Here is a 13,072-nt window from a genome sequence, read left to right as displayed (position 1 = left end):
TGCCATAGGGCTGTCAGTGGCGTACATTTATTTTGTTTCAACAAACAAACAACCCAAAACATGGAAACCAGCACTTTATTATCCGGGCAAACAGGCAACGCCCCTGTAATTAATTCCGGAGTATTATTAAACCATTGGCAGGCTCATCGCCGGCTTACACGAAGGACCATTGAAGCTTTCCCGGAGGTGGGGTTATTCAGCTTCACCCTGGGAGGTATGCGTACGTTCGCTGCAATGGTAAAAGAGCTGATCGTCATTGCCGGCCCCGGCGTAAAAGGCGCCGCCACCAACGAGTGGAACGCCCTGGAGGACCACCAGGCGCAGCAGGGCACCAAAGAAGAATTACTGAAGCGCTGGGATGATATTACCGAGCAGGTAAATTTCTACTGGCCGCAGATAGACGCTGCACGCTTCCAGGAAACCGTGGTGGCTTTCGGACAATACGAAGCCCCTTTGTACGAAACCATCCTTTATTTTATCGACAATGAAATTCACCACCGCGGCCAGGGGTTTGTGTACCTGCGTGCCCTGGGCATAGAGCCGCCCGCATTTTGGGACCGCAGCTAAGCATGCCGGCGATAAAAAGAGCGCCGGTATCCCGGGTGCTCTTTTTATTCCACTATTTCGATCCCCATTGTTTTCGCCATATCGTGCACCTGCTTCATAAAAGCGCCCACGTTAGTGATCTTTTTAATGGGGTGTTTAAACTGCATGTTGAACGAAATCTTCGCTTCCTGGTAATCTGCCGCTTCGTTCTCTTCTTCCAGCACCGAGCGTTTCTCCTTTATGGGGGGATGAAAAAGCTTGAAAAAGTTGAAATTCAGCAATTCGGAAATTTTCCATAAACGCTGAACACCGATGTCGTCATCGTTAAATATGGTGTACATGTTGCGCGGTACCGTTCCAATTACCTCCCCGATCTCTTTCGCTTTAATGTGCTTTTCTTGCGCAACCTCTCTTATTTTCTTTCCAATATGAATGTTCATATCACTAATTTCAGCAATCTTATCTCACTGACAGAGAGAACACTATGAAAAATTAGTACATAATACAGGTGAATTTAACTCTACTTGGATGGAAATGATCTGTCATAAGGAGAGATTATTGCATTTATCTCTAAAGTTGGCATTAGAGCAACCCGGATTATGAAAAGTGAGCTTGCAAACCGTTATCCCGGATCAGCTTAACTCGCTATAATATAAACTCTCCAGGAACTTTTTCGCCGGCCCTTCTTCGCCTTTTTCCAGCTTCATTTCTTTTAATATGCCGCCCACGGATATCTTGCGGGCCGGCAGCTTTTCTGCGCCGCGGGCATGGGCGATGAGGAATACTTCGCCGTCTTCGTCGTCCCAGATCTCGTAAACATCGTACCGGTCAAGGATGGGCGACATTACCATTACCATAACTTTCCCCGTCATCACGGGGATCATTACAAAGCCCTTAAAATCCACCCGCGAGTCGATCTGCCTGGGGATGCCGGTAATAATGGCCGCCGACTGCACCATTCCTTTGGTTTCCGCTTCCGATGGAAGAAGCGTTTGAGGGCAATATTCTTTATAGGCCTGTTTCATGTCGTCTGACAGGGCAGCTCTTACGGCCAGTTTGGAAGGTTCATCGAGCGCGGCCGTTGCCATGGCGTAAAACAGCACCATTGATTGTTTATCTTTGTACACACCTGCGGCACGGGCAAGCTCGGGGCCGGAGATGATGCCATCGCCGGCTTTCGTCATCAGGTTATAGAAGCGGCCACCGTTATCGAGCACGGTTCCGGCATCATCGCTGCTGGTAAAGGGGGTGATCTTTTTCATGTGGGGTGAAAATCATTAAAAAAAATGGAATTATCTTTAGCGTATGAAACGATCTTTATTCCTGTTGGTGCTACTGCTAACCTCTTTCGCCCCGAAAAAGAACCCGGTACTGGGAAAATGGGAAAACCCGAAAGGCGATGGCCGTATGGAGATCATCACCCGAAACAACAAATTTTATGGTAAGCTTTACTGGCTGAAGGAGCCCAACCTGCCCGATGGGACCCCAAAAATGGACATTAACAACCCGGATCCGAAGCTGCAGAAACGACATATCCAGGGGTTGGAGATCATCCACGACCTGGTGGATAAAGGCAACGGCGTTTTCGAAGACGGTTTTGTATACGAACCCAAAACCGCCAAAGATTTTAACTGCCGGCTGGAACTGATCGGCGATAAGCTCCAGATGCAAGGCTTTATAGGCACCCCGTTACTGGGAAGAACGGAACTGTGGACGCGGGTGAAATAGCGGCGATCAATTGGTTTTTAGATTATTACACAATTATACTTTCATGCTATATGAAGAAACTCTTACTCCCTGTATTATTTCTTACCGCTGTAGAGACGGCGGTCGGTCAGCAGCCGGCTGTGCTTACCGCCAAAGATTACGAGCGTGCAGAAAAAGCGCTCTCTTTCAATACATCGCCGCTGGTAGACCGCGCGTCGGTACGTCCAACCTGGTTACCTGATGGCCGCTTCTGGTACCGCGTGCTTACCGCAACAGGCAGCGAATACGTGCTGGTAGACCCCGTAAAAGGTACCCGCGGCCCGGCATTCGACCACCAGAAACTGGCTGCCGCACTTTCCGCCCAGGCGGGAACGACGTTTACAGCCGAAGCGCTTCCTTTTCAAAACATCAGCTTTGCTGCGGATGGCAGGGCGGTAACCTTCGCGGCAGCGCAGAAAGCCTGGAACTATGACCTGTCCACTAACCAGCTTACCGGATCTGCCACCCCGGTGAGGAACGGCGGCGGCGGGCGCAGGGGCGGCGGCGGCTTTGGGGCGGCCAGCGGTACCCCATCGCCGGATGGTAAGCGCACGGCATTTATCCGCGATTATAACCTGTGGGTACGTGAAACCGGCACCAACAAGGAAACGCAGCTCACTACAGACGGAATTAAGGATTTCGGCTATGCCACCGATAACGCCGGCTGGACCAAAAGTGACAACCCCGTGCTCGCCTGGTCGCCCGACTCCAAAAAGATCGCCACCTTTAAACAGGACCAGCGCAATGTAAGCGACATGTACCTGGTAACTACCAACGTAGGCAAGCCGACCCTGCAGTCGTGGAAATACCCGCTGGCCGGCGACAAGGAAGTGGCCATGATCGAACGCGTGATCATCGAGGTTGAATCGCCCAAAGTGATCCGGATCCAGGTAAAGGCCGATCCCCACCGCGGTACGCAATGCGACGATATTTCCTGCACGGGGGCGGCTTTCGACGACGTTGAATGGAACGACGACGCCACCCAACTCGCTTTCGTATCTACCTCGCGCGATCATAAACAGGAAAAGTTCCGCATAGCGGATGCCGTAACCGGCGCGGTGCGCGAAGTGTTTGAAGAATCGGTAGCTACCCAGTTCGAATCGGGCAGGGGCACCATTAACTGGCATTACCTTGCCAACACCAACGAAATTCTCTGGTACTCTGAACGCGATAACTGGGGCCACATGTACCTCTACGACGCCAAAACAGGGAACGTAAAGAACCAGATCACCCGGGGGCCGTGGGTGGTTACCCGGGTGGTCAGGGTCGACGAAAAAAACCGCATGCTTTATTTCCTGGCGGGTGGCCGCGAACCGGGGCAGAATCCTTATTTCGCGCACCTTTATAAGATCGGTTTCGACGGTAAAAAGCTTACGGCGCTCACGCCGGAAGAAGGCAATCACCAGGTGACGCTTTCTCCTTCCGGGAACTTCTTTGTAGATACCTACTCTAAGCAGGACGTTCCGCCCGTTACCGTTTTACGCAACTTTGATGGTAAACTGGTGAAAATACTCGAGAAAGCCGATATTTCGCGCCTTACCGCCACCGGCTGGAAAGCGCCTACACCGTTCATGGTAAAAGCGCGCGACGGGCAGATCGAGCTATACGGCCTGATGTACACCCCGTCTAACCTCGACCCCCGGAAAAAATACCCGGTGGTAAACTACATTTACCCCGGCCCGCAGGGCGGCAGCGTACGCAACTGGGGCTTTTCTGATGCCAGCGGCGATAACCAGGCCCTTGCTGAGCTCGGCTTTGTGGTGGTTTCTATTGAAGGCACCTGCAACCCTTTACGTTCGAAAAGCTTCCACGATGCTTGTTATGGCAATATGTGCGACAATACGCTGCCGGACCAGGTTACCGGCATGCAGCAGCTGGCGCAAAAATATCCGTACATGGACCTCAACCGGGTAGGGATCTGGGGACATTCCGGCGGCGGTTTCGCCACAGCTGCGGCCATGTTCCGTTATCCCGAATTCTTTAAAGTGGGCATCGCCGAATCAGGGAACCACGACAACCGCAACTACGAGGACGATTGGGGCGAACGTTATATCGGCCTGCTGACCACCAACGCAGACGGCACCAATAATTACGAGCCTCAAGCCAACCAGAACTATGCAAAAAACCTGAAAGGAAAGTTAATGATCGCCCATGGCCTGCTTGACGATAATGTGCCGCCCTATAACAGCCTGCTGGTGATCGAAGCGCTCGAAAAGGCCAATAAGGATTATGACCTGGTGATATTTCCAAACAGCCGTCATGGTTACGGGGAATATTCGGGTTATATGATGCGCAAGCGCTGGGACTATTTCGTCCAGCACCTGATGGGTGCTACGCCGCCGAAAGAATACCAGATGAAAACGGGTACCGATCCCAGGAATGGCTCCTAGCGTATGTTATTTCGCCCGGCAGGCCGGATCCCGCCGGGTATTACAGGATATTGCCTTCTTCATGGGTTTTTACCAGGCTTCCCGGACCAAGAGCCCGGGGCGGTGCCGGTAACCTTTGGTTGATCGTTCTGTTGGCTATCCCTGCGGATAAGCGCTACTTTAACAACACTTCCGTGGCGCCAAATCCGAACTTTTCTTTACGGGCATCCATAAATGTTTTTACGCCCGGGTGCCTGCCGAGGGCTTTATGGATCTCGTGCCGCAGCGTTCCGTTGCCGGCGCCGTGGATAAAGATCACCGACGATAGTTTATGCACCACGGCGGCTTCCAGGTTCCGCCTGAACTCGGCCAGCTGAATAGTCAGCATCTCGGAGCTTGTTAAAAACTGGTGATCGTCGCGCAGCTTTTCGATGTGAAGGTCCACCTCGGGCAGCGGTCTCGCCACTGCGGCCTGCGTTTCGGGCGCCCGGAAAAAGCTTTCTTTCAGTTTCTGTGCATCGATAATTACGGGTTGCGGATCGAGCCGGAACTCCCAGCCGGGCTGGTCCATCAGCGGGATCTGCTTTTTTGACCCGGAAAAATCCTTCGCGGTAAACTTCTCGTTAAACTCCACCGGTTTCTTAAGTGCATCCCTGCTTTCGGCCGTGAAATACAGCAGCTGCACCAGCAGGCGCGGCCACGAGCTCACTTCGCTGAGCGAGGCGGTGAACACCTGCCGCGACGATCCAGGCGCCACCTCTCCCGAAAACTCGCCCCTCACCTTTCCCGAACGTTCGCCATGCACGCCCGCCGCAAGCGTATAACTCGTAGTATTTACGATGAAGAAATTCACCACCGCCGGCTGTTTCGGGTTACTTACCACGGCCAGGAAAATCACGTTTTCGTTAAAAGAAGCCACGGGACGCGAAACCGTTACCGCTTCACCAGCGCTCCCGGCCTGGTCTTCGCCGAATACCCGGGTGATCTTGGTGCGCAATACCGGGATTTCGAAATCTTCGGTGGTAACGCCCACGGTTTTATCGTCGATGATACGGGTTACATAACCCTCCATCTTCTCGTCCACAAAACGCACAAAATCCCCTAGCCTGATCATTTCAATTATTTTAAGTCCGGTACCGGCGGCAAAGTTAGGGTTTCAATACACCAATTGCCCGTCTTCAATAAATAATTCGTGTTTGGGCGTACGTACCTTGGGCAGGGAGGCCAGCCAATCGTTAGCCGTATCGCGGTAGCCAAGTGTTAAGAAAGCAACGCTGCGCAGGCCGAGCTCTTCCAGGCCCAGCAACTCGTCGACGGCGGCGCCGTTAAAGCCTTCCATCGGGGTCGAATCCACCTCCAGCGATGCCGCGGCCACCATAGCCGTGCCCAGCGCAATGTAAGCCTGCCGGGATGTCCAGTTAAAATTTTGCTCGGCACTTTGCGAAGCATAATGCAGGCCATAACCTTTCAATACATCGAACGACGATTCGGGCACCTTGCGCACCGCTGCCATGTTGCTGATATAAGCCTGCACACGCTCTTCCGTTACCTTACTCCAGGCTGCGAAAATCAGCAGGTGCGATGCTTCTGTGATCTGCGGTTGGTTGTTGGCCAGCGGCCTGATCTTCTCCAGCAGTTCGGGATTGCTGATCACCAGCACTTTATAGGGCTGCAATCCCATAGATGATGCCGAAAGACGAATGCTTTCGAGAATGGTGTCTACTTTTTCGGCGGGTACTTTAGCGCCGTTCATGCGTTTTGAAGCATGGCGCCAGTTCAATAATGATAGGATATCCATAATATTTTTGATATATTAGTTACTTTTAGTAACTCAAAACTATTTAGTAACTTTGGGCCGCACAATACGGCATTTTTTAATTACTCAGTTATATGAAAGTAACCAATGGCGAAACAGCCCAATTAGGCACTATTGAGAAAGTAGTCAATCATTTTTCTGACAATCGGCCGACAAAAGATTGCCCGGTTACCGATGTATTATGCCGCATCAGCGATAAATGGACGATGCACGCCATCATCTCGCTTGGCAAGGCCGAAAAGCTCCGTTTTACTGAATTGAAAAAAAAGATAGAGGGAATTTCTCAGCGCATGCTTACCGTCACCCTGCGCACGCTGGAAGAAGATGGCTTTGTAACGCGTACCATTTACCCGCAGATCCCACCGCGGGTAGAGTATGCGCTTACCCCGCTTGGCCGGAGTCTTGTCGCCCAGATCATGAGCCTCAGTAACTGGGCATCGGAGAATATGGAGGAGGTTTTTAAAGCAAGAGAACGGTTTAAGTTAAATTAGCCGTTCGGTCACCTACCATATCAGGCAGCAAAGCGACGGCTAACAGCAAGACGGCACCGCACAATGAGCTTCCACCTTCCCCGTCCTTCGTATCTTTTATTTTTCCCGCTTAATGATGAACCCGTTTACGACCGTATCCATGCCAATGCGCGGGTAATATTCCATGGCAGTTGGCGCAGCTAACAGGAGCAGCATACATTCGTCGCCGATGTGCGCTTTGGTTAACCGTACCAGTTCCTTGCCGATGCCCGTTTTCTGGTAATCGGGCAGCACCGCCAGGTCTGAAAGGTAACAGCTGTAGCAAAAATCTGTCAGCGCACGGGAGATGCCAACCAGCCGATCGCCATCCCAGGCGGAAATAACGACATTCGAGTTTTCGTACATCTTAGCAATTCGTGCGGCATCGTGTGTCGGGCGGCTCAGCCCGGCGCCGTTATACAGGCCGATCACCTGCTGCGCGGCCGGCACACGGTCGGTGCGATAAGTAATTTCCATGGTCTTAAAGTTATTCCCAAAAGTACCGGCGGGCTGGACTATCTTTATCCTCCAGTTTTAACAATTCAAGTAGTCCACATGCTACCGTATACTACGCTTATTACGTTCGATAAGGCTGCCGGAACATCCGTTTACCTGCAGATCTCCACTAGTTTGGTCCGCAACATCCGGTCGGGCCTGTTACAGCCCGGCACCCGGCTGCCGGGTACGCGCGAGCTGGCCAGGCAATTGGGGGTGCACCGCAAAACCGTAATTGCAGCTTACAACGATCTGTACGCACAAAACTGGATCACCGTAGCGCCCCGCAAAGGTTTTACCGTTGCCGGGAGCCTGCCCGAGCTAAAGCCGCAGCCGTGGAAAAGGCCGGTAAAGGAGTTGCACCAGGCCAGCATGCCTGTACCTTTCAACAGCGTTATCAACAGCGGGGTGCTCACCTATGAACCGGGCAAAACACCTCCCCGGCTGGTAATAGACGATGGTTTCCCCGATCCACGCCTTGCTCCCTTGCCGCTGCTCCTGCGTGAATACCGCAGCAGGCTTGCCAACCAATATGCGCCCAGGCAGGCTTCGGGCACGCTGGCGGCGGGCTCCATCGCCTTGCGCGAAGCGCTTTCGGGATACCTTTATAACACCCGCGGCATCCGCACCGGACTGCCCGGCGTGCTGGTTACACACGGCGCCCAAATGAGTATTTTCCTCGCGGCAAGCCTGCTGGTAAAACCAGGCGACCTGGTAGTGGTGGGCGAGCCTGGCTATCCCGTTGCCAGTTATAGCTTTGCACAACTGGGGGCGAAGATCCTGAAAGTACCGGTAGACGAACACGGAATGGACACTGACGCCCTGGCGGAAGCCTGCAGGAACGCCCGCCCCAAGCTGGTGTATGTGATCCCGCACCACCACCATCCTACTACCGTTACGCTGAGCCCCCAACGCAGGATGCACCTGCTCGAACTTGCCGCAACCTGCAATTTCGCGATCATAGAGGACGATTACGATTATGATTTCCATTATACTTCGTCGCCATACCTGCCCCTGGCCAGTAGCGATCACGGCGGACGGGTGGTATACATCGGTTCGTTCGCAAAGTCATTGGCGGCATCGGTGCGTATTGGATTTATGGTGGCGGCACCCGATTTCGTGGAACAGGCCTCCCGCCTGCGGCGGATGATCGAGCTTAGGGGCGATACCCTGATGGAAGATGCGCTCGCCACGCTGATTACCAATGGCGACCTCGGCCGCTACCTGCGCAAAGCGAACAAGATCTGCCGGGAGCGCCGCGATCACCTTTGCGGCCTGCTGGACAGCCGCCTGAAAGAGGTGGTAAGCTACGAAAAACCGGCCGGCGGTATGGCCGTCTGGCTCCGCTTCCAGCCCGCGTTCCCGCTGAAAACGATTGCTGGGATCGCGGCTACCAGGGGACTGCATATGAGCAGCGGTGCGTTGTTTGACACGCCCCGGCATCAATACAACGCCATGCGGTTCGGGTTTGCCTCCCTTTCGCCATGGGAAACGGAAGATGCAATAAACATCATCACATCGGCCGTTCAATCCTTACCTTTGTCGCCGTGAGTTTGCAGATCCTCTACCGCGATGAACAACTGATCGCCATCAATAAGCCTCATGGCCTGCTCGTTCACCGCTCGCCTATTGCGGCCGATGCCGGCGAGTTCGCTATCCAGCTGCTCCGTAACCAGGTTGGGCAGCGCGTATACCCGGTACACCGCATAGACCGGAAGACGGGCGGGGTGCTGTTATTCGCGCTCGATAAAGACACCGAAATACAAATGCAGCAGCAGTTCGCCGCGCACCAGGTGCTTAAAAAATACCTGGCCATCGTTCGCGGCTTTACGCCAGATCAACAGGAAATAGACTACCCGCTGGCCAAAGAGAACGGCGCCCTGCAGGAGGCTTTTACGGTTTACCAAACGCTGCGGCGCGCGGAGCTGGACGTTCCTTTCGGGCAGCACCCTACGTCGAGGTATTCGCTGGTAGAGGCCAGTCCCCGCACCGGCCGGATGCACCAGCTGAGAAAACACTTCAAACATATCCTGCACCCCATCATCGGCGACCGTCCGCATGGCTGTAATAAACAGAATAAACTGTTCAACGAAAAATGGGGGATGAACACGCTGCTCCTGCACGCCGCTTACCTGGCATTTAAACATCCCGTTACCGGGGAAGCCGTGGCCATTGAAGCACCTATCCAGGAAGAGTTTGAGCGGGTAATGAAAATTATGAACTGGTAAAAAATAATGGCTATGAAAACCATCTCCTGGGGCATTATCGGCTGCGGCGACGTGAATGAAATAAAGAGCGGTCCCGCTTTTAATAAGATCAACGGCTCTGTGCTTTCGGCGGTGATGCGCCGCGACAAAGAAAAGGCCGCCGATTACGCACGCCGTCACCAGGTGCCTTCGTTTTACGGAGATGCACAGGATTTGATAAACGACCCTGGTATCAATGCCGTTTACGTAGCCACGCCTCCCGGACCCCATGAAGAGTATACCATCGCTTCGCTAACCGCAGGCAAACCGGTTTACGTAGAAAAACCGATGTCGCTGGATGCCGAAAGCTGCCGGCGCATGGCCGCCGCAGCCGCGCAAACCGGCACGAAACTCACCGTGGCGCATTATCGCCGGGCATTACCCATGTTCCGGAAAGTAAAAACGCTGCTAAACGAGATCGGCGATGTCAGCCTGGTGACGATCCGCTTTTTCCAACCGAAAGCATCGGCGCTCGTTGCCAACTCCGAAGAAAACTGGCGGGTCGATCCGGCGATTTCGGGCGGCGGGCTCTTTCATGATATGGCGCCGCACCACATCGACCTGATGCTTTATTTTTTTGGCGAGCCGCTCAGTATACACGGCCATTCTGCCAACCAGGCGAAAATGAACCGCGCCGACGATATCGTGATGGGGCAGCTGGTTTTCCCCGGCGAAGTGTTTTGCACCGGGGCATGGTGTTTCAATGTCCCTAAAGAATTTGCTTCGGATGAGTGTGAAATTATCGGTTCGCTTGGCAAGATCGTTTTCCCGTTCCATGGAAACGAAGTAAGCCTTCATACTGGCGGCGAGGTGGCGGTCCACCGGTTCGAACACCCCCAGCACATTCAGCAGCCCATGATCGCCGAAGTGGTACGCTACTTTTCGGGAGAGGCGGCAGAAAATCCCTGTCCCGCAGAAGCGGGTATTAAAGTATTAACCATCATAGACCGTTTCACCGGGAAATAACATAGCATGACGAAAAAAAGATATTATTTCCTCGTTTTTATCCTGGGCACCTTAACGGCGCTCAGCCCGTTTTCTATCGACATGTACCTGCCGGGGTTCCCGGTCATTGCCGAAGACCTGCACACCACGGTCGCCAGCGTGTCGCTTTCTTTGTCGAGCTATTTTGTCGGCATCGCCGCAGGCCAGCTTTTATACGGACCGTTGCTAGACCGTTTCGGCCGGAAAAAACCGCTTTACGCCGGCTTACTCATATACATCGCGGCGTCGGCAGCCTGTATGACCGCCCACAGCATCGGTGCGCTTATCGCGTGGCGGCTAGTACAGGCCGTGGGCGGCTGCGCGGCATCGGTAACAGCCGTCGCCATGGTGCGCGACCTTTTCCCGGTAAAGGACAACGCCAAGGTTTTTTCCCTGCTGATGCTGGTGGTAGGCACGTCACCCATGATCGCCCCCACAGCCGGGGGCTACCTCATTACCGCTTATGGCTGGCACTCGGTATTTATCTTACTGCTTGTCATTTGTGCGCTTATCCTCGCGGCAGCGGCGCTATGGCTCCCGGAAAGTTATGCGCCCGACCCGGCGTTCTCGCTCAAACCGGGCCCTATTCTTTCCGGTTTCCTGTCGGTGCTTAAGGAGCCTGCATTTTATACGTACGCCTTTTCCGGGGCTATCGCCTTCGCGGGGTTGTTCGTGTACGTATCCGGCTCGCCTATGGTGTTTATGGATATTTTCAGCGTAAGCCCTAAAACGTACGGAATAATTTTCGCCGTTCTTTCCATTGGCTTTATCGGCTCGGGACAGGTAAATACCTTGCTGCTGCGCAAATACACCAGCGAGCAGCTCATCTTCGGTGCGCTGGCGGTGCAGCTGGTGGTGGCCATCGTATTTTTGGCGGGCACGATGGCGGGCTGGTATGGGCTCGAAGCAACCCTTGTGCTGCTCTTTTTTTACCTGTTCTGTGTGGGTTTCACCTTTCCGAACGCTTCGGCGCTTGCCATGTCGCCTTTTACGAAAAATGCAGGCAGCGCATCAGCCCTGCTCGGCTGTTTGCAAATGGCGTTCGGGGCATTCGCTTCCGCGATGGTGGGGTTGTTTGATGTACGGTCGGCAGTGCCCATGGTAGCTATTATGCTCGGCACGTCGCTGGCGGCATTCGTTATACTGGCAACAGGGCGTAAAAAGATTAAATCGCTATCTTTAGGGGTCAGCGATCAACCAAGCCCTTATGTCCATTAAAAACTCATCCCGGTTTTCCTCCTGGCGGGATCAGCGTCTTCGCCAGCGCGCAACCTACACGCATCGTTCTTAATGAATCTTCGGTAGTTACCGATTCGGCGGGCGCCCGGCTTCCTTATGCCGTGTGGCAGTTCATGATGCGCAGCGGCGACTATAAGCTGATGGGCAAACCCGCCGATACCGGGCGCACGGAGTTCGTGCACATGATCATGAAAAAACGGCCGAAGACCGCGAACGCCATTCGCAAACATGCCCAGGCCCCCGCGAGTCTTCCTATTTTACTACCGGCGAAAAGATCCGCCCTTTAGCGTAGCGACATTAACGGCAAGAAGTTCAAGCTTAAAGAACTGGGTCAGGAAATCCGTGGAAACCGCCCTCGAAGCTAAGCCCCAGGCGGTTAACCCTGCCGTAACAGGAACGCATCGAACTTATCCTTTGTGATCCGGTAGTTAAATATATCCCTGATCTTAAAGAAGTTACCGCGGTCGTAAACAGCCGGGTAACAGTTAACGGCGGCAACCAGGCGGTTATCATCAAAGGTGATGCGCTGCAGTAACTGTATCAGCTGGTTCACGGAAAGGCGGTTGTTGCGCAGCGTGACCTGGAGAAAACGCAGCTTGCCATCGTCGAACGTTTCCTTTTTATAAGAGTTAAAGAGCCCGGCAAACTCTTCGGGGCGCATCTCGCGGAAGAAAGGACGGTTATTTCCGCCGGGGCGTTCTTCCTCTCTCACGATGCCGCCATTCCAATTATCGAGCGCATAACGGCCATCGGCATACATCGGCAACTCGTCGTTCAGCTTAAACCCATCAGCCGTGCTAAAAGAGGCCATGGTACGTGTGCCTGCTTTAAGGGATACTTCGCGGCGAAAGACTTGTTTACCGGCTACGTTAATGGTAACCAGGGCATTGCCCGGCTCGAGCTCGAAAAACCGGAACCGGCCCGCACGGGAGGAGATCGACTCATCGTCGACCGAGATCTCGTATTTCCCGGTTTCTTTTATTGCAATGAATAATTCCGCATCGCTGGTAGTGACCTGGCACCTGGCGGCTATCGGGCTGAATAAAACTGCCAGTAAAATGTATATTCTCATGACTTGCTCCTTTCTGTTTAATACTTTTATGACGCGCCCGGATGCGCGAA

Annotated in this window: 15 protein-coding genes; 9 read left to right on the top strand and 6 right to left on the bottom strand. The window is 53.6% G+C overall.

What is annotated here, in order from left to right; genetic code table 11:
• Positions 1–60 precede the first annotated feature (60 nt).
• A complete protein-coding gene (locus GS398_RS05620; RefSeq protein ID WP_160905718.1) occupies positions 61–567 on the top strand; it encodes a DinB family protein in 507 nt (168 codons plus the stop codon).
• Positions 568–611: 44 nt separating this feature from the next.
• On the opposite strand, the gene GS398_RS05615 is transcribed toward GS398_RS05620, so the two are convergent.
• Positions 612–986 carry a hypothetical protein gene (locus tag GS398_RS05615; RefSeq protein ID WP_160905717.1) on the bottom strand — a complete coding sequence of 125 codons (375 nt, stop codon included), beginning with the start codon at positions 984–986 and terminating at the stop codon, positions 612–614.
• A 192-nt stretch (positions 987–1,178) separates the two neighbouring features.
• Positions 1,179–1,808, bottom strand: a complete 630-nt coding sequence (locus GS398_RS22235; protein ID WP_202405956.1) for a hypothetical protein — start codon at positions 1,806–1,808, stop codon at positions 1,179–1,181.
• 43 nt (positions 1,809–1,851) lie between these two features.
• Here GS398_RS22235 and GS398_RS05605 point away from each other — a divergent pair, with 43 nt between their 5' ends.
• Positions 1,852–2,274: a DUF2147 domain-containing protein gene (locus GS398_RS05605; protein ID WP_160905716.1), complete on the top strand. Its 423-nt coding sequence runs from the start codon at positions 1,852–1,854 to the stop codon at positions 2,272–2,274.
• 50 nt (positions 2,275–2,324) lie between these two features.
• Positions 2,325–4,682 carry a S9 family peptidase gene (locus GS398_RS05600; protein WP_160905715.1) on the top strand — a complete coding sequence of 786 codons (2,358 nt, stop codon included), beginning with the start codon at positions 2,325–2,327 and terminating at the stop codon, positions 4,680–4,682.
• A gap of 154 nt (positions 4,683–4,836) precedes the next feature.
• On the opposite strand, the gene GS398_RS05595 is transcribed toward GS398_RS05600, so the two are convergent.
• Both GS398_RS05595 and GS398_RS05590 read right to left on the bottom strand, forming a co-directional pair.
• A complete protein-coding gene (locus tag GS398_RS05595) occupies positions 4,837–5,775 on the bottom strand; it encodes a Smr/MutS family protein (protein ID WP_160905714.1) in 939 nt (312 codons plus the stop codon).
• Between the two features lie 42 nt (positions 5,776–5,817).
• Complete coding sequence (locus GS398_RS05590) at positions 5,818–6,459, bottom strand: NAD(P)H-dependent oxidoreductase (protein WP_160905713.1); 642 nt, start codon at positions 6,457–6,459, stop codon at positions 5,818–5,820.
• A 92-nt stretch (positions 6,460–6,551) separates the two neighbouring features.
• On the opposite strand from GS398_RS05590, the gene GS398_RS05585 reads away from it, so the two are divergent.
• Positions 6,552–6,968, top strand: coding sequence for a winged helix-turn-helix transcriptional regulator (locus GS398_RS05585; protein ID WP_160905712.1), 417 nt, complete (start codon positions 6,552–6,554; stop codon positions 6,966–6,968).
• Between the two features lie 96 nt (positions 6,969–7,064).
• On the opposite strand, the gene GS398_RS05580 is transcribed toward GS398_RS05585, so the two are convergent.
• Entirely contained in the window at positions 7,065–7,463 is a 399-nt protein-coding gene (locus tag GS398_RS05580; RefSeq protein WP_160905711.1) for a GNAT family N-acetyltransferase, read from the bottom strand.
• 78 nt (positions 7,464–7,541) lie between these two features.
• Between GS398_RS05580 and GS398_RS05575 the strand changes: the two genes are divergently transcribed.
• From GS398_RS05575 to GS398_RS05555, 5 genes are all read left to right on the top strand, one after another.
• Positions 7,542–9,032 carry an aminotransferase-like domain-containing protein gene (locus GS398_RS05575; RefSeq protein WP_160905710.1) on the top strand — a complete coding sequence of 497 codons (1,491 nt, stop codon included), beginning with the start codon at positions 7,542–7,544 and terminating at the stop codon, positions 9,030–9,032.
• A complete protein-coding gene (locus tag GS398_RS05570; protein ID WP_369410227.1) occupies positions 9,029–9,709 on the top strand; it encodes a pseudouridine synthase in 681 nt (226 codons plus the stop codon). Before GS398_RS05575 ends, GS398_RS05570 begins: the two co-directional genes overlap by 4 nt.
• Before the next feature lie 12 nt (positions 9,710–9,721).
• On the top strand, positions 9,722–10,693 hold the full coding sequence (locus GS398_RS05565; RefSeq protein WP_160905708.1) for a Gfo/Idh/MocA family protein: 972 nt from the start codon (positions 9,722–9,724) through the stop codon (positions 10,691–10,693).
• 6 nt (positions 10,694–10,699) lie between these two features.
• Positions 10,700–11,929 (top strand): multidrug effflux MFS transporter, encoded by a 1,230-nt coding sequence (locus tag GS398_RS05560; protein WP_160905707.1) that lies wholly within the window; start codon positions 10,700–10,702, stop codon positions 11,927–11,929.
• Positions 11,930–12,051: 122 nt separating this feature from the next.
• Positions 12,052–12,237, top strand: a complete 186-nt coding sequence (locus GS398_RS05555) for a hypothetical protein (RefSeq protein ID WP_160905706.1) — start codon at positions 12,052–12,054, stop codon at positions 12,235–12,237.
• A gap of 89 nt (positions 12,238–12,326) precedes the next feature.
• Here GS398_RS05555 and GS398_RS05550 read toward each other — a convergent pair whose 3' ends face one another.
• Complete coding sequence (locus GS398_RS05550) at positions 12,327–13,022, bottom strand: proline and serine-rich protein 1 family protein (RefSeq protein ID WP_160905705.1); 696 nt, start codon at positions 13,020–13,022, stop codon at positions 12,327–12,329.
• Positions 13,023–13,072: the final 50 nt, after the last annotated feature.

Origin of the sequence: Hufsiella ginkgonis (genome assembly GCF_009834915.1) — a bacterium.
GTDB lineage: Bacteria > Bacteroidota > Bacteroidia > Sphingobacteriales > Sphingobacteriaceae > Hufsiella > Hufsiella ginkgonis.
Note: the sequence above shows the minus strand (reverse complement) of the source record. Positions and strands in the feature narration are given on the sequence as shown.